This is a genomic window from Nocardioides ultimimeridianus (assembly GCF_054777895.1).
Window position 1 is genome coordinate 102316 of sequence record NZ_BAAHAB010000021.1, and the last position, 16825, is coordinate 119140.

16 protein-coding genes are annotated in these 16825 nt (G+C 71.9%); 8 read left to right on the top strand and 8 right to left on the bottom strand.

Annotated features, from left to right (window positions below):
• The first annotated feature begins 23 nt into the window (after positions 1-23).
• Positions 24-1130 (top strand): AIM24 family protein, encoded by a 1107-nt coding sequence (locus tag ACYU8V_RS18495; RefSeq protein WP_460849416.1) that lies wholly within the window; start codon positions 24-26, stop codon positions 1128-1130.
• Between the two features lie 9 nt (positions 1131-1139).
• Positions 1140-1847, top strand: a complete 708-nt coding sequence (gene trhA / locus ACYU8V_RS18500; RefSeq protein ID WP_460849417.1) for a PAQR family membrane homeostasis protein TrhA — start codon at positions 1140-1142, stop codon at positions 1845-1847.
• Between the two features lie 7 nt (positions 1848-1854).
• Here the strand turns inward: trhA and rlmC are convergent, their stop codons facing one another.
• Positions 1855-2985, bottom strand: coding sequence for a 23S rRNA (uracil(747)-C(5))-methyltransferase RlmC (gene rlmC, locus ACYU8V_RS18505; RefSeq protein ID WP_460849419.1), 1131 nt, complete (start codon positions 2983-2985; stop codon positions 1855-1857).
• A gap of 10 nt (positions 2986-2995) precedes the next feature.
• Positions 2996-3865: a DUF1353 domain-containing protein gene (locus tag ACYU8V_RS18510; RefSeq protein WP_460849420.1), complete on the bottom strand. Its 870-nt coding sequence runs from the start codon at positions 3863-3865 to the stop codon at positions 2996-2998.
• Between the two features lie 84 nt (positions 3866-3949).
• Here ACYU8V_RS18510 and ACYU8V_RS18515 point away from each other — a divergent pair, with 84 nt between their 5' ends.
• From ACYU8V_RS18515 to ACYU8V_RS18525, 3 genes are read left to right on the top strand one after another with little or no spacing between them, the layout of a single operon-like run.
• The gene (locus ACYU8V_RS18515) at positions 3950-5083 is read left to right on the top strand and encodes a serine hydrolase domain-containing protein (RefSeq protein ID WP_460849421.1); all 1134 of its coding nucleotides are present in this window, start codon (positions 3950-3952) and stop codon (positions 5081-5083) included.
• A complete protein-coding gene (locus ACYU8V_RS18520) occupies positions 5080-6396 on the top strand; it encodes a flavin-containing monooxygenase (RefSeq protein WP_460849423.1) in 1317 nt (438 codons plus the stop codon). The genes ACYU8V_RS18515 and ACYU8V_RS18520 overlap by 4 nt, the downstream gene beginning before the upstream one ends.
• Positions 6397-6449: 53 nt before the next feature.
• Positions 6450-6635: a hypothetical protein gene (locus ACYU8V_RS18525; protein ID WP_460849425.1), complete on the top strand. Its 186-nt coding sequence runs from the start codon at positions 6450-6452 to the stop codon at positions 6633-6635.
• 24 nt (positions 6636-6659) lie between these two features.
• On the opposite strand, the gene ACYU8V_RS18530 is transcribed toward ACYU8V_RS18525, so the two are convergent.
• The 6 genes from ACYU8V_RS18530 to ACYU8V_RS18555 all read right to left on the bottom strand — a co-directional run bounded on the left by ACYU8V_RS18530 (position 6660) and on the right by ACYU8V_RS18555 (position 12604).
• Entirely contained in the window at positions 6660-8654 is a 1995-nt protein-coding gene (locus ACYU8V_RS18530; RefSeq protein ID WP_460849426.1) for a thioredoxin domain-containing protein, read from the bottom strand.
• A 29-nt stretch (positions 8655-8683) separates the two neighbouring features.
• Positions 8684-10192: an MFS transporter gene (locus tag ACYU8V_RS18535; RefSeq protein ID WP_460849427.1), complete on the bottom strand. Its 1509-nt coding sequence runs from the start codon at positions 10190-10192 to the stop codon at positions 8684-8686.
• 111 nt (positions 10193-10303) lie between these two features.
• Entirely contained in the window at positions 10304-10714 is a 411-nt protein-coding gene (locus tag ACYU8V_RS18540; protein ID WP_460849428.1) for a nuclear transport factor 2 family protein, read from the bottom strand.
• A 1-nt stretch (position 10715) separates the two neighbouring features.
• A complete protein-coding gene (locus ACYU8V_RS18545; RefSeq protein ID WP_460849430.1) occupies positions 10716-11522 on the bottom strand; it encodes an MBL fold metallo-hydrolase in 807 nt (268 codons plus the stop codon).
• Between the two features lie 99 nt (positions 11523-11621).
• The gene (locus ACYU8V_RS18550; RefSeq protein ID WP_460849431.1) at positions 11622-12116 is read right to left on the bottom strand and encodes a MarR family winged helix-turn-helix transcriptional regulator; all 495 of its coding nucleotides are present in this window, start codon (positions 12114-12116) and stop codon (positions 11622-11624) included.
• A 107-nt stretch (positions 12117-12223) separates the two neighbouring features.
• On the bottom strand, positions 12224-12604 hold the full coding sequence (locus ACYU8V_RS18555) for a nuclear transport factor 2 family protein (RefSeq protein WP_460849432.1): 381 nt from the start codon (positions 12602-12604) through the stop codon (positions 12224-12226).
• 306 nt (positions 12605-12910) lie between these two features.
• Between ACYU8V_RS18555 and ACYU8V_RS18560 the strand changes: the two genes are divergently transcribed.
• From ACYU8V_RS18560 to ACYU8V_RS18570, 3 genes are all read left to right on the top strand, one after another.
• The gene (locus ACYU8V_RS18560) at positions 12911-13420 is read left to right on the top strand and encodes a hypothetical protein (RefSeq protein WP_460849434.1); all 510 of its coding nucleotides are present in this window, start codon (positions 12911-12913) and stop codon (positions 13418-13420) included.
• 125 nt (positions 13421-13545) lie between these two features.
• The gene (locus tag ACYU8V_RS18565) at positions 13546-14625 is read left to right on the top strand and encodes a response regulator (protein ID WP_460849435.1); all 1080 of its coding nucleotides are present in this window, start codon (positions 13546-13548) and stop codon (positions 14623-14625) included.
• Between the two features lie 62 nt (positions 14626-14687).
• Positions 14688-16814: a putative bifunctional diguanylate cyclase/phosphodiesterase gene (locus ACYU8V_RS18570; protein WP_460849436.1), complete on the top strand. Its 2127-nt coding sequence runs from the start codon at positions 14688-14690 to the stop codon at positions 16812-16814.
• Positions 16815-16825 lie beyond the last annotated feature (11 nt).

Genomic DNA, 16825 nt, shown 5'->3' on the forward strand with positions numbered 1-16825 from the left:
CACGGGAATGTCACGATTGCGCCATGACCCCCGCGAACTGGCATCCCGACCCGACCGGCCGGCACGAGCTGCGCTACTGGGACGGCACCCAGTGGACCGAGCACATCAGCAACCAGGGCAATGTCGGCTCGGACCCGCTCGAGGGGCCGAGCACCCCCGAGCAGAGCCGGTACGCCGAGCAGGGTCACGCCGAGACGCAGCTGATCGACGCCCAGGAGCTCGCCGCGGTGGCCGACGAGCCCGCGACCGAGCCTGCCGCGGAGGAGGCCCCGGCCGAGCTGCCCGCCGAGGCGCCGGCCGAGGCATCCGCCGAGATCACGTCCGACCCGGCCACGGGCTGGGTCCAGCCGTCGGCCGCGCCGCCGGCGTACCAGCCCGTCGCCCAGCCCGTCGCCCAGCCCGTCGCCGCCCAGCCGCCGGCGTACGCGCCCACCGACCCGAACCTCCAGGGCGCCTTCGCGGGCATCTCCGGCGACCTGGTCGACGGGCGGTTCGGCGAGGTGAGCGGCACCGGCGCCACGCTGCAGAACAAGAAGCTGCTGCGGGTGCGCATCGACCAGCCGTTCCTCGCCCGGCACGGCGCGATGGTGGCGTACCAGGGCGCCGTCGACTTCGCCTACCAGGGCGGCGGCGCGGCCCGCTTCCTGAAGAAGGCGCTCACCGGCGAGGGCCTGTCGCTGATGCAGGTCAGCGGGCAGGGCGACGTCTTCCTGGCCGACGAGGCCAAGGACGTGCACGTGCTGCACCTCACCAACAGCGGCCTGTCGGTCAACGGCAAGAACGTGCTGGCGTTCTCGGCGTCGCTGGACTGGAACATCGAGCGGGTCAAGGGCGGCAGCATCGCGGCCGGCGGCCTGTTCAACACCACCCTGCGCGGCACCGGCTGGGTCGCGATCGTCACCGACGGCGAGCCGGTGGTCCTCAACGCCCAGGAGGCGCCCACCTTCGCGGACGCCAACGCGCTCGTCGCGTGGTCGATCCACCTGCAGACCTCGATCCGCTCCACCTTCACCGCCGGCGCGCTGATCGGCCGCGGCTCGGGCGAGGCGTTCCAGGTCGCGTTCCAGGGTCCGGGCTTCGTGATCGTGCAGCCGTCCGAGGGTTCGTCGGTCCCTCCGCACACCCACTAGCCTGTCGCCATGAACCAGGCGATGTCGAAGACCCGCGAGCATGTGCGGGAGGCCGTCGCCGACGTCAAGCCTCACCTGCGCGGCTGGCTCCACGCGGCCACCACCCCGCTGATCATCGCAGCCGGCACGGTGCTGATCACGCTCTCGCCCACGGCGGCGACGCGTGTGGGCTCCTCGCTGTACGTCGCCTCGGCCCTGCTGCTCTTCGGGACCTCCGCGGTCTACCACCGCGGGACCTGGTCCCCGAAGGTGTGGACCATCCTCAACCGGCTCGACCACTCCAACATCTACATCTTCATCGCGGGCTCCTACACGCCCTTCGCGCTGACCCTGCTGCACGGGGCCGCGCGGTGGTGGATGCTCGGCATCGTCTGGACGGGCGCGGCGGTGGGAGTGGCCCTGCAGATGCTGTGGCCCAGCGCTCCGCGCTGGCTCTCGGCGCCGGTCTACATCGCGCTCGGCTGGGCCGCGGTCTTCTTCATCCCGGCGTTCCTGCACGGCGCGCTGGCACTCGGCGTCGGCATCGGGGTGGCCATCTTCGTGCTGATCCTGGTCGGCGGCATGCTCTACACCATGGGCGGGCTGGTCTACGGCTTCCAGTGGCCGGACCCCTCGCCGAAGTGGTTCGGGTTCCACGAGGTCTTCCACGGGTTCACCGTGGCCGCGTTCATCGCGCAGTACGTCGGGGTCTCGATGGCCACCTACGCCCAGCACTGACGCTCGATCACCGCGTCGCGCCGCCCTCGAGGAGGACCAGCACCTCCGCGTGCCCGGTCTGCGGGAACATGTCGAAGAGCTGCCCCCGCACCGCCCGGTAGCCGCCCATGACCGCGAGGTCGCGGGCGAGGGTCTCCGGGTTGCAGCTGGAGTAGAGGACATGGCGCGGCGCCAGCGCCTCCAGGTCCGCGGCGAGCGTGCCCAGCCCGCGCCGCGGCGGGTTGACGACGACCAGGTCGGGGGCGGGTCGCCCGGCGGCGTACGCCGTCGCGTCGCCCACCTCGAACCGGACCCGGCCGGGCAGCCCCGCCTCGTCACGGGAACGCTCGGCGGAGGCGATCGCGTCGGCGCTGATCTCGATGCCGACGACGTCCCTACCCGGCGCGGCGGCGTGCAGCGCGAACCCGCCGACGCCGCAGTAGAGGTCCCACACCGAGGCGGGCGCGACCTCGTCGATCCACCCGGCGGCGCGGCGGTAGAGGGCGGCCGCGACCGCGGTGTTGGTCTGGAAGAAGCTGCGCGGGCGCAGGTGCAGGGTGAGATCGCCCACCCGCATCGGCAGGGTGTCGGCCTCGGTGAGCACGATCTCGCGCTCCCCCTCGAGCACCGCCGCGTGGGCGGGCTGGATGTTGACAGTGACAACACGGAGCCGCGGAAGGTCGGCGAGCAGGCCCGGCAGGTGCTTGCGGATCCGCGCCTCGGCCTCGGTGGAGCGCAGCACGAAGCGCACCATCAGCTCCCCGTCCGGCGACTCGGTCACGAGCAGGTGCTTGAGCTCCCCGGTCCGTTCCCTCACCGAGTACGGCGCCAGCCCGGCCCGCCCGACGAACGCGGCCAGCACGGGGAGGACCGCCTGCAGCGTGGCCGGGTAGAGCCCGCAGTCCCGCAGGTCCACGCCGTCGCCGTCCGGGCCCAGGATGCCCAGCACCGGGGCGTCGGCCGTCCCCGTCACCACCAGCTTGGCCTTGTTGCGGAAGCCCGCGAAGGCGCTCGCCTGCGGCGGCAGCCACTCACCGGCGTCCACCACCGACCGGACGGCGCGGTCCTTGGCGGCCAGCTGCTCGGCGTACGGCTGACCGAGCCAGGCGCAGGATCGGCACTCCCCCACGGCGAAGTGCCGGCAGTCGAGGACCGTCACACCCCGAAAACTACTGGGTGGCCGTCAGCAGCACCGTCAGCACCGCACAGGCGGCGACCACCACGCCCGCGCCGACCAGGGTTCCGATCGGCCGACGCCGCGCGATCCACTCCGCGACCTGGTAGAGCGCGGTGATCCCGGCCAGCAGCACCGTGGCGTGCAGCAGCACCGCGAGCGCGATCCCGGTGATGGCGCCGGCGATGGCGAACCTGCCCCAGGTCAGGCCGAGGACGAGTGGGATGACGATGGCGCCCGCAAGACCACCGATGAGCTCCAGCCACCACGGCCGATCGCCCATCCACGGCAGCCAGTCGACGACGTCGACCAGGTCGAGCGTGGCGATCACACCCAGCACCAGCACCAGGCCGAGCGAGGCCAGCATCGGCACCAGGTAGCGCAGGTGCTCGCGCCGGCTCCACCGCGCGTGCCCGCTCCAGATGGTGCCGAGCGTGACCGCCGACCAGATCAGCCAGCCGCGCACCGGTCCGACCTGCAGGTCGCGCATGGCGGTGCGCAGCACCCGGTCGGCCTCGACGCGGTCCAGGACGTGCCCGTCGGTGGAGACGTACGTCGCCGGCTCGTGCGGACCGTGCACCAGGCCGTCATGCAGCAACGTGGCGGGCAGGTAGCGGCCCGTCTTCGGCACCAGCCAGGTGAACAGCGTGGGCACCGAGGTGAGGTCGGTGACGAAGGTGTCGAGGTCGGGCGGCACCAGCAGCTCGCCGTACTGCCGGTCGCGGTAGGCGATCCGGCGCCCCATCCGGAAGCGCTCGACGCCGCCGTCGTCGATCCGGATCAGCGAGATCCGCGGCTCGCGGGACGGGTCGGGCGGCTCGGTCGGCGTACCTCCGTCGTAGAAGCGGTCACGGTTCGGAGTCACCGGAGGAAGGGGAGCCACCATGGTGGCGACGCTAGACCCGACCACCCCCTTCCTCCCGCTAGAACGTGTTCCTACAGTGGGGGCATGACCGTCCACGGCACCTGCTCCCCCGGCTTCGAGCCGCTCCGCGACCTGCTCGCCGGCAACCTCGCCGACGGCACCGACCTCGGCGCGTCGCTCGCCGTGGTGCGCGACGGCGAGCTGGTCGTCGACCTGTGGGGAGGTACGGCGAAGGACGGCACCGACTGGTCCGAGGACACGATCGTGCAGGTCTGGTCGGTGACCAAGACGATGGCGGCCCTGACCGCGCTGGTGCTGGTCGACCGTGGCGTGCTCGACCTCGAGGCGCCCGTCCAGCGCTATTGGCCGGAGTTCCGCGACGACCGGGTGCTCGTGCGGCACGTGCTCTCGCACACCTCGGGCTTCCCCGGATGGACCGCGCCGCTGACGATCGAGGGACTGCTCGACCTGCCCTACGCCAACAACCTGCTCGCCGAGCAGGACGCCTGGTTCGAGCCGGGATCGGCCGCCGGCTACAACATGGTCTGCTACGGCCACCTGGTCGACGGTCTCGTGCGCGGTGCGACCGGCCGGCCGCTGTCGGAGCTGTTCACGGAGCTGGTCGCGCAGCCGCTCGGCGCCGACTTCCACCTCGGCGTGCCGGAGGACGCGATGGCGCGCTGCGCCGACCTGGTGCCCCCGCCGCCCGGCGGCCTCGACCTCAAGGCGCTGCCGCCGGACAACCTGCTCATCCCGACGCTGGTGAACCCGGTCCTCGACATGGCCGGCTGCAACACCCCGGAGTGGCGCCGGGTCTCGGTCGCGGGCGCCAACGGCCACGGCAACGCCCGCTCGATCGCCCGGATCCAGGCCGTCGTGTCGCACGGCGGCGAGCTCGACGACGTACGGCTGCTGTCGAAGGAGACCATCGACCGGATCTTCGAGGTCCAGGCCGACGGTCCGGACAAGGTGCTGCTCGTCCCGCTGCGCTGGGGCATCGGGTACAGCCAGCCGCAGCCGCAGTCCGCGCCCGCCGTACCGCAGGGGCGGGTCTGCTGGTGGACGGGGTACGGCGGCGCGATCGTCGTCAACGACCTCGACCGCCGCGTCACCGTCGCCTACGCGATGAACCGGCTCGTCGACCACTTCACCTCCTCGGCCCGGACCGACGCCTACCTGCGCACGGCCTTCGCCTGCCTGGAGGGAGCGGACGCGTGAGGGCGTGCATCATCGGGGCCGGCTGCTCGGGCCTCACGACAGCGAAGCGCCTGAAGGAGTTCGGCGTCGACTACGACCAGTTCGAGCTGTCCGACGACGTGGGCGGCAACTGGTACTTCAAGAACCCCAACGGCCTCTCCTCGGTCTACGAGTCGCTGCACATCGACACCTCGACGACCCGGCTGCAGTTCGAGGACTACCCCGCGCCGGCGTCGTACCCGGACTTCCCGCACCACACCCTGATCCACCAGTACTTCCGCGACTACGCCGAGCACTTCGGGCTGCGCGAGCGGATCGAGCTCGGCGTCGGGGTCGAGCGGGCGACGCGGGTCGGTGACGGCTGGCGGGTCACGCTGACGACCGGGGAGACCCGCGACTACACCGACCTGATCGTGGCCAACGGCCACCACTGGAGCCCGCGCCTGCCGGATTGGGCGATCGAGCCGGACGGCTTCGAGGGCGAGGTGCTGCACAGCCACCACTACGTGAACCCGTTCGAGCCGATCGAGATCCGCGGGAGGACGGTGGTCGTGGTCGGCATGGGCAACTCGGCCATGGACATCGCCTCGGAGCTCTCCTCGCCGTGGATGGCGTCGAAGCTCTACGTCTCCGCGCGGCGCGGGGTGTGGGTGCTGCCGAAGTACCGGAACGGGCAGGCGGCGGACAAGGTGATGGCGCCGCCCGACGTACCCAAGGACGTGGCGCTCGCCGCGAGCCGGCAGCTGATCCGCGAGCTGGTCGGGTCCATGAGCGCCTATGGGCTGCCCGAGCCGGACCACGAGCCGCTGTCCGCGCACCCGTCGGTCAGCGCCGACTTCCTCACCAAGGCCGGCTCCGGAGACATCCACATGCTGCCCGAGATCGTCGGCCTTTCGGGGCGCCGGGTGGACCTGGTGGACGGGTCCTCCGTCGAAGCCGACGTGGTCATCTGCGCCACCGGCTACCGGATGGAGTTCCCGTTCTTCGACAGCGCCGAGGCCGAGCTGCACCCCGACGCCGACCACCGCTATCCGCTGTTCAAGCGGATGATCAAGCCGGGCGTGGACCACCTGTTCTTCATGGGGCTGGCCCAGTCGTCGCCGACCATCGTCAACCTGGCCGAGCAGCAGTCGAAGCTGCTCGCGCGGCTGCTGACCGGGCGCTACGCGCTGCCGCCGGTCGAGGAGCAGCTGCGGATCATGGCGGCGGACGAGGCCGCGCACCTCGAGCAGTACTACGCCTCGCCGCGGCACACGATCCAGATCGACTTCGGGCGCTACTGCGTGGACCTGATGAAGGAGATCGAGGCGGGCGAGGCGCGCGCTGCGGGGTGACGGCCACACCCCGACGCCGGTTTGCCACCGTCGCGGCAGGGCAGGATCCCCGCATGATCTTCTGGTCCATCGTCGCCGGCATCATGGCTCTGCTCCTGGGCGTCGCCTGGTACGTCGACCGCCGGCACCCCGGCACCCACATCTCCCGTCGCCAGGGCGGTCCCGAGACCGACCTAGCCCGCGGCCGCGAGGCCTCCGCGATGCGGATCCACCAGCCGTTCGGGCCGACGGGTCACTGACGCGCGGAGCTCCCCGCCGCGGGCTCACCCAGCGGCGGAGCGGCGCGCGACGGCCTGTACGTCGTCGGCGGTCGTGACAGGCAGGTCGCACACCATGCCGCGGCACACGTAGGCGGCGGGCTTCCCGTCGACCGGCGTACGACCGTCCAGGAGGGGGATGCCGGTCGATGCCGAGGCGCTCACGACGACGGCGCCCGGGATGCGCAGGGCGCTGGCCTCCAGGGCATCGCGCTCGGGACCGGGCTCGCCGACGATGGCGACCTCGACCGGGCCGTTCGCGGCCAGGGTCGCGGCGGCCGCGAGGCTCCAGCCGGTGAAGCGCGGGGCGCGCTCGGCCAGGGCCGACACGCTCGCCAGGGCGGCCTCGGCCGCGTCGCGGTAGCGTCCGGTGCCGGTGAGCGCGTGGGCCTCGACGAGGGCGTGGACCAGGCTGGAGAGCCCGCTGGGGCTGGCGTTGTCGCCGGGGTCGCGGGGCCGGGTGAGCAGCTGCTCGGCGTCGGCGTGGGTGTCGTAGAAGCCGCCGTCGTCCGCCGCGAAGCCGGTGAGCGCCTCGTCGAGAAGGGCCGTGGCCAGGTCGAGCCACCGGACCTCGGCCGTCGCCTGCGCCAGCGCGAGGAAGCCGGAGGCCACGCATCCGTAGTCCTCGAGCACACCGGCGTGGCTGCCGGCGACGCCGTCGCGGGAGACGCGGAGCAGGCGGCCGTCGACCAGGTGGAGGCGGACGAGCAGCTCGGCGGCGTCCACCGCCGCCTCGATCAGCTCGGGGCGCTGCAGCCGTCGGCCGGCGTCGCACAGACCGCTGATCGCAAGGCCGTTCCAGGCCGCGACCACCTTGTCGTCGCGGGCCGGGCGGACGCGCTGGGCGCGGGCGTCGAGCAGGCGGGCCCGCACCTCGCTCAGGTGGCGCTGCTCGGTGGGATCGGTCGGGAAGTGGCGCAGCTGGAGGGTGGAGCTCCCGTGCTCGAACGTGCCCGCCTCGGTCACTCCGAAGAGCTCGGCGGCCCACCGCCCCTTGGCCTCGCCCAGCGCCTCGACCAGCTCGGCCGGCGTCCAGGCGTAGAACTTGCCCTCCACGCCCTCGGAGTCGGCGTCCAGCGCGGAGGCGAAGCCGCCCTCGTCGGTGCGCAGCTCGCGCAGCATCCAGTCCGCTGTCTCGGAGGCGATCCGGTCGCCCTGCTCGGTGCCGAGGCGGGCGTAGAGACCGAGCAGCTGCCCGTTGTCGTAGAGCATCTTCTCGAAGTGCGGGACGATCCAGCCGCGGTCCACGGCGTACCGCGCGAAGCCGCCGGCGATCTGGTCGTACATCCCGCTGCCGGCCATCGCGGCGGTCGTCCGCGCGAGCATGTGATGCGCCTTGGCGGCGTGCGGCCCGTCGTACCGGCGCAGGTACTCCAGCACCATCGTCGGCGGGAACTTCGGCGCGTTCCCGAAGCCGCCCGCCATCGGGTCGAACTCGCTCGCGAGCCGCTCCACGGCGGCGTCGAGCACCTCCCGCGTGATGGGCGCGGCCGGAGGCTGCCCGGACTGCGTGAGGTGGCCGCGGATCTGCTCGGTCGCGGCGTGCACGTCGACGCGGCGGGTGCGCCATGCGTCGCTGAGCGCCTCGAGGATCTGCCTGAAGGAGGGTGACCCGTGCCGCGGCTGGTCAGGGAAGTAGGTCCCCGCGAAGAAAGGCGCCCCCTCGTGGTCGAGCACGACCGTCATCGGCCAGCCGCCCTGCCCGGTCATGATCTGGGTGGCCTGCATGTAGATCGCGTCGACGTCCGGCCGCTCCTCGCGGTCGACCTTGACGTTGACGAAGTGCTCGTTCATGTACGCCGCCGTCGCCTCGTCCTCGAACGACTCGTGGGCCATGACGTGGCACCAGTGGCAGGCGGCGTACCCGACGCTCAGCAGGACCGGCACGTTGCGCCGCCGGGCCTCCTCGAAGGCCTCCGGCGACCACTCCCACCAGGCCACCGGGTTCTGGGCGTGCTGCAGCAGGTACGGGCTCGTCGCTGATGCGAGACGGTTGGCCATTCCTCCAGCCTAGGAGGATCACAGTGCTGTCAGTGCAGGTGCTCGACCGGATGCAGCTGCGGTCCCGAGACACCACAGTGCGGGCAGTCCTCGATGTGCAGGCGGGGCTCGTGCCCCGGTTCCTCGGGCTGGGCGGCGGCCGCCGGACGACGGACGAAGGCGAACGCGAGGGCGCCACCGCCGACGAGCAGGGCCGCGCACATCGTCATCGCCTTGCCGAAGCCGGCGTCGAAGGCCGTCGGGTCGCGGTAGTCGGCTCCGCCGATCCCGGCGGCCACCGGGATCACCGCGACCGCGATCAGGCCGGCCGTGCGGGCCACGGCGTTGTTGATGCCGGACGCGATCCCGGCGAAGCGGTCCTCGGCCGCGTCGAGGACGGTCGCGGTCAACGGCGCGACCATCAGCGTCAGGCCGGCACCGAAGAGGACGACCGGCGGCAGGACGTCCCGGACGTACGTCGCATCCGGACCCAGCCGCCCCATCCACAGCACGCCCGCGGCGGCCAGGAGCGGCCCGACGGACATCGGCAGCCGCGGTCCGATCCGCTGCGAGAACCCGCCGGCGCGGGCCGAGAACAGCAGCATCAGGACGGTGACCGGCAGCATCGCCGTGCCGGCCGCCAACGGCGACCAGCCGGCGACCACCTGCAGCTGCAGCACCAGGAGCACGAAGATCACCCCGAGCGCGGCGTACACGAGCAGCGTGACGACGTTGGCGGCGCTGAACTGGGCGTTGCGGAACAGGCGGAGCGGCACCAGGGGATGGTCGGAGACCGACTCCACCACGACGAATGCGACGAGCAGCGCCACCCCGGCCCCACCGACGAGCAGCACCGAGGAGGCCCAGCCCACGTCGCCCGCCCGCGTCAGGGCGAAGGTCAGCGCGCCGAGGCCGGCCGCCCCCAGCAGCGTGCCGACGACGTCGACACGGTCGGCGGACTCGGGGTCCCTGCTCTCGGGGACGAAGCGCAGCGCCACCACGACGACCAGCGCGGCCACCGGGACGTTGATCAGGAAGACCCACCGCCAGTCGATGTCGGCGAGCCAGCCGCCGAGCAGCGGGCCGATCGCGGCTGCGACGCCGCCGAGGCCCGACCACGCCCCCACCGCCGCGGCCCGATCCTCGCCGTGGAACGACGCCGAGATCAGCGCCAGGCTGCCCGGCATCAGCAGCGCTCCCCCGACACCCTGAAGCGCGCGGGCCGCGATCAGCGTCCCGATGGACGGCGCGATCCCACACAGCAGCGAGGCGACCGCGAACCAGACCACGCCGACAAGGAACACCCGCCGGCGACCGAACCGGTCGCCGAGCGAGCCACCCAGCAGGATCAGCGCGGCGAGGGTCAGCGCATAGGCGTTGATCGTCCACTGCAGGCCGGAGAACCCCGCCCCGAAGTCGGTGCCGATGCGTTCGAGCGCGACGTTGACGACGGTCGAGTCCAGCATGGTGAGACCCGACCCGAGCACGGTGGTCAGCAGCACCCAGCGCCCGCGCGCCGAACCCATCCGGACGGGCTCGGTCGCGAGAGGGTCGGCCATCCCTCCAGCCTAGGAGGCACCACAGACATTCGGCGTCGCTGGCGTGGACACCGGTCGTCCTCACTGGGCCGCGGTGGCGCCGCGACCGCCCTCTCCGCGAGCGTCAGGGCGTCACGGCGTCATCGCGTCGCGGACGAGCGCGGTGTCGACGAACTGCTCGAACCGGACGATCAGGCCCCCGCGCACGGTGTAGTGGTGGGCCACCCGGACGGCGATCGGCTTGCGGGTCGCCTTGTTGACGGCGGTGTACCGCGCGAGCACGACCACGTTCTCGCCGTCGACCACGTAGCTGTCGTCGTGGGCCGTCCAGTCGTCCCACTCTGCGCCGAGCTTCTCCATGACATTGGCCGTGACGCCCTCGGGCGTCCGATAGGTGCCGGCGAGCGGGAAGCCCGCCATCTCCGTCCACTCCACGTCGGGAGCGAGCCCGGCACGGATCGCCGCCAGGTCGCCGGCAGCGGAGGCGAGGTAGAGGCGCCGTACGACGTCAGCGGGGGCGCAGGAGGTTGTCGGGTCGGTCATGTCAGCCCCACGTCATCTCGCCGAGGGCGACCTTGGCGCCGATCTGCGCGGCGATCTGCATCCCGTGGTCCGGGTAGCGCTTCAGGAGGGCGTCGATCAACGCGTCTCCATCGGCCGCCCTGCCGAGCTCCTCCTCGAACGCCAGCAGGTAGTCCCGCGTGGCGCTGATGGCGGACCCGTCCGCCGGGGTGCCCGGCAGGCGGTGACCCGGTACGACGAGCTCCGGATCCAGCCCCGCCATCTCGTCGAGCACGGCGATCCACGCCGTCCGGTCCGCGGGGGTGGGCGTGTCGGCGACCCAGACGTGCTCGTGCTGGAAGAGCAGGACCCCGCCGAGGAGCGCCCGGTGCTCGGCCTGCCACAGGTAGTGACGGTCGGGCAGCGCGGGCGTGCCGCCCTTGAGCTCGAAGCGGTGCCCCTCAAGGAGGAGGTCGCCGGTCAGCGGCTCGAGATCGATGAGACGCGTGGGGAGGTTGGCGCCCAGGCCGGCCCACGCGGTCAGCTTGCCCTCGTAGGAGTGCTGGATGTGCTCGATCACCAGCGGGGTGGCGACGAACGCGGCATCGGGGAAGGCGTCGGCGAGGACCTCCGCGCCGAAGTAGAAGTCGGGATCGGCATGGCTGACGAAGACCGTCGTCAGCCTCTTGCCCGAGTCGAGGACCTCGGCGGCGATCCGGTGGCCGTCCGCGCGGGTGAAGCCGGCGTCGACCAGCAGCGCGTCGGTCTCGCCGGTCACGAGTGTTGCCGTCTTGTTCTTGCTGCCAGCGGGAAAGTCCAGGTCGAGAACGGTGAAGGAGAGCGTGCTCATCTTCGGCTCCTAGCGATGGGTGGATGCTTGCACCGGTTGCAATGTATCTGACTCGTCAGATATTCCGGCCTGGCTCCACGCGCCCGCAACGCTCCTCGGTCAGGGCAGGCGCGGCAGCGCATCCCGCGCTGCGTGACTGAGGGTCCGGAGGTCCTCGGCGAACCGGTCCAGGTGCGTGGGCGGCAGGGGCGCCAGGAAGTACTCCCGAAGATTCGCCACATGCACGCGTGCCGCCTCGACCGCGGTCTGCTCGCCCTCCGGCGTGAGGCGCACCAGTCGGCCGCGCCCGTCCTCGGGATCGGCGACGCGATCGACCAGCCCGGCCGCCTCCATCCGGTCGACGAGTCTCGTCGCCCCGCCCGTCGTCAGGACCTGCTCCTGGGCGAGGGCGCGCATGGACAGGCCCGGCTCGCCGGCACGGCCGAGGATCAGCAGGACCTCGAACATCAGGTGAGTGATGCCGCACTCCTGCTCGAGGGCACGACCGACGATGTACTCGAGCCGGTTGGCCGCGCCCTGCAGTCGCCCGAAGGCGACCACCAGGTCGTGGCCGGCAGCCTCCTTGGCCGTGGAGATGTTCGCCTGCTCGTCCATGCCCTGCACATTCCGCTCGACGCCGTCTGCGGATGATCATGCCTCGTTCGCTGCGACACGTCCCGCATCGACCGGCCCGGCAGGGACCGAAGCGACCCCGAGCAGGCTCAGAACATGGTGTTCTGGTTCGCGCTCTCCTCTGGGACCTCCTGCACGACGCCCCAGTGCTCGACGATCTTGCCCTCCGCGACGCGCCACACGTCCGCGACCGCCATGCCGCGGTCTCCTGGCATCAGGTGCAGGTTGCTGTGCGTGACGACCAGATCGTCCTCGGCGATCGCACGCTTGATCTCGAGGTGGAGCTCCGGGAACTGCCCACGCAGCCAGTGGACGTAGCCGACGAAGGCGTCCGGGCCGTCCCCGGCGCCCGGGTTGTGCTGGATGTAGCTCTCGCCGAGATGGCGGGCCGCGGCCTCCTCGGGCTCGGCGGCGTTGAAGGCCAGCTCGTAGAAGGCGATCACGAGTGCCTTGTTGTCCGATGCGGACATGGGATCCCTCCTGGTGCGGCGGGGCGTCCTCCTGCGGCGCAGGAGCTTGCGCGACGCGAGACTATCTGACTCGTCAGGTATTTCCAACGATCGTTGCCCCGTCGTCGCCCCGGCGTCGGCTCGCCAAGGTTCGTCCAAGCCGGCATCCCTACCTTCGGGGAAACGGCTGGATCCGCAGGCCCCTCGGACTCGCTCACTCCCCGGCGAGAAGCGGACGGCCTCCCTCGCTCACTCCCAAGGACGGTCCCGATGGCCACTACTCGCGCGCCCTCCGGTGCGAAGCCACCTCGCAGCAGGCGCCTCCACGTGATCCACCCGACGGCGCACCGCACTCCGGATCCGCCCTCGGTGCCGGTCGTCGACCGACTGCTGACCGTCGAGGCGGGGGTCCACGCACTGCTCCGACCGCTGGCCCTTCCGGCGATGAGGACGATCCTCGGCCTCGTCTTCATCTGGTTCGGCGTGCTCAAGGTGGTGGGCCGCTCGCCCGTCGCCGACCTCGTCCACCGCACCCTGCCCTGGGCGCCGAAGGATGTCGTCGTACCGACCCTCGGCATGGTCGAGCTCGTCCTCGGCGTGGGCGTGATCGCCGGCATCGCGCTGCGCGTGGTGCTGCCGGTGCTGGCCGCACACCTCGTCGGCACGTTCCTCACGTTCGTGATGGTGCCCAGCATCATGTTCCAGCACGACGACCCGCTGCTGCTGACGGCGGACGGCGAGTTCGTGCTGAAGAACCTGGTGCTGATCTGCGCAACGGTGGTGCTGCTGACCCATGGCGTGGCGGGCACACGGGCGGTCGCTGCCCAGGAGGCATGAGGAAGTCGGCCCACCCCGCACCGCGCGTGTCCTCAGGACCCACCCCCTCGCTGCCGAAGGGAGGGGTGGACGGATCCGGGCACGCGCCCGCTGATCCGCGGCACGAACGATGAGAGGTGGCACCCATGACCAGCGAGGAGCAGCTCCGCCAGGAGCTCGCGGAGACCCAGCAGGCGCTCGCGGACCTGCAGACGAGGGTCGACAACGCCCAGCAGCTGGCGAACATGGGTGACTACGACTGGCACATCGCCACCGACACCAACTCATGGTCCGACCAGCTCTACCGGATCTACGGTCACGAGCCGGGCGCCTTCAACGCCGCCTACGACAAGTTCCTCGAGATGGTGCACCCCGACGACCGGGAGAAGGTCATCGCGATGCACCAGGAGGCCTACGCCACGGGCGGCAGCTGGCGCGTCGTCGAGCGCATCGTCCGTCCCGACGGCGAGATCCGCTACCTGCACACCAACGGCGTCGTGGTCACCGACGACACCGGTACGCCGATCCGGATGCGCGGCACCTGCGTCGACGTGACCGAGCGGGTCCGCGCCGAGGAGGAGAGCGAGCGGCTCGCCGGGGACCTGCGGGAGGCTCAGGTACGCCGCCGACAGGCCTTCGAGCTCAACGACCAGGTCGTGCAGGGCCTCGCGGTCGCCGCCATGGCGCTGCACGTCGGGGACCTGGACGCCGCCGGCGTACAGCTCGACCAGACGCTCGCGGCCGCTCGCACGATGATGAGCGACCTGCTGCTGGGCGCCGACCTGCCGGTGCCGACCGCCGGCAGCCTGGTGCGCACCATCGACGCCAAGCCGTCGGTGAGCGCCCCGCCGCCCCCGGCGCCGCCGGCCGCGCGGATCCTGCTCGCCGATGACTACGAGGGCATCCGCACGCTGATGCGCTACCAGCTCGAGAAGGCCGGCTTCGAGGTCGTGGGCGAGGCCGGCGACGGCGCCTCCGCGGTCGCGCTGGCGATCGAGCAGCTTCCCGACGTGGTCGTCATCGACCTCGCGATGCCGATCATGGACGGGCTCGAGGCGATCCCGATGATGCGCAACACCGCGCCGGGACTGCGGATCATCGTCCTCTCCGGGTTCTCGACCGACACCGTCGCCGACCAGGCGCTCGCCGCCGGCGCCTCCCGCTTCGTGGAGAAGTCGCGCCAGCTCGACCTGGTCGCCGAGGTCAGGGCCGTGCTGAGCGCCTGACCCGCGTGGTTCAGATCCGCGGCCGCCCTGCCGACTGGAAGCAGCAGAGGACGCTCACGCCGATGAGCGCGCCTCCGGCGTACGGAGGACACGCACGCATGGAGAACGTCACGCAGCACCCGCCGGACGGGACCGCCGACCACGAGCGCCGGCTGGGCCTGATCCTCAGCGCTGCCCCGAACGCGCTGGTCATGGTGGACCGCGAGGGCCGCATCACGCTGGTGAACGGCAAGGCCGAGCTGGCGTTCGGGTACGCGCGCGACGAGCTGCTGACCATGCGGATCGAGGACCTCCTCCCCGAGCGCGGGAGGGGCGGCCACGCGCACCTGCGGACGGCGTACTTCGACTCCCCCGGACGCCGGCTGATGGGCGCCGGCACCGAGGTCTACGCGCGCCGCAAGGACGGCTCGGAGGTGCGGGTGGAGGTCAGCCTCAACCCGATCGTCATCGGCGAGGACCGGTTCGTGCTCGCCTCGATCGTCGCCAGCGAGCCGCGGCCCGACGCGCGGGTGGTCGCGACCGGCGACTCCTCGTCAGCGCACTCCTCCGTCCTCGACAGCGTGCCGTTCAGCGTCATCTCCACCGACCCGGCCGGCATCATCGTGTCGGCCAACGCGAGCGCCACCCGACTCCTGGGATGTACGCCGGAGGACCTCATCGGCCGACCGCTGAGCGGCATCGGTCACGCCCACGGCGGCGGACCCGAGCTGCTCGCCGACTCGCTGGCGACCCGGGCCGGGACCGAGCGGGAGCGCGACTACCGGCGCAGCGACGGCACCATGGTGCCGGTGGCGGAGGGCATCACCCAGCTGGTCGGACCGGACGGCTCGGTGACCGGGTACCTCGCGGCGGCGTACGACATCACCAAGCACCGGCAGGCGCAGTCCGCGGTGCTGTTCATGGCCAGCCACGACGCGCTGACCAACCTGCCGAACCGCTCCATGCTGGTGCGGCACCTGGTCGGCGCCATCGATCGCTCCCGGTCCGAGGACACCCTGGCGGCGCTCGTCCTGCTGGACCTGGACCACTTCAAGCGGGTCAACGACTCCCTGGGGCACCACGCGGGCGACGTGCTGCTGCTGCAGGTGGCGGACCGGCTCAAGCGCTGGGCGCCGAGGGCGGACATGGTCGCGCGGCTCGGCGGCGACGAGTTCGTCGTGCTGTTCAGCGGCGTCGAGGACCCCGCGGCGCTGACCGAGTCGATCCACGAGCTGCTGCGCGCGCTCACCGCGCCGCTGGTCATCCAGGGCACCGAGCTGACCGTCACGGTGAGCGCGGGCGGCGTGCTCTGCCCGCGCGACGCCGACAACCCCTCGGCGCTGCTCCGCCTCGCCGACACGGCGATGTACCACGCCAAGGCGGCCGGCCGGAACGGCTTCGCCTGGTTCTCCGAGCCGATGCTGGACGCCGCCAACGAACGTACGTCGATGGCCTCCGACCTCCGCGTCGCCCTGCGGACCGGACAGCTCTCCGTCGCCTACCAGCCGCAGCTCGCGCTGGACACCGGCGAGGTGGTGGGCTTCGAGGCCCTGGCCCGGTGGCACAGCCCCCGCCGCGGCCCGGTGCGGCCCGACCACTTCATCCCCGTCGCCGAGGAGAGCGGCATGATCGTGGAGCTCGGCGCGTGGGTGCTCGAGCGCGCGTGCCACGACGTGGCCGAGATGCAGCGCGTGCTCGGCCGCCGGCTCCGGCTCGCGGTGAACTGCTCGCCGCGCCAGTTCCACAGCGCCGGCTGGATGGACACGGTGCGGGGCGCGCTGCAGCGCTCCGGCCTGGCCGCCGACCAGCTCGAGCTGGAGATCACCGAGGGGGTCCTGATGGACGAGCGCTGGGACGTGCTCGACGTGCTGAGCGAGCTGCGCGACAGCGGGATCACGATCGCGATCGACGACTTCGGCCAGGGGTACTCCAGCCTCGCCTACCTGACTCGCTTCCCGATCGACCGGCTCAAGATCGACCGCGCCTTCGTCAACAAGATCCAGCCCGGCGTCGCGCAGGCCCCGATCGTCGACGCCATCATCGGCATGGCGCACGCGCTCGGGATGGAGGTCATCGCCGAGGGCGTCGAGCACCTGCACCAGGAGAGCTACCTGCGGGCGCACGGCTGCGAGCAGGTCCAGGGGTTCCTCTACAGCGGCGCGGTGCCGGTGACGGAGGCGGTGGCCTGCGCGGTCGGCACGGCCTCCTGACCTCCTCCTGA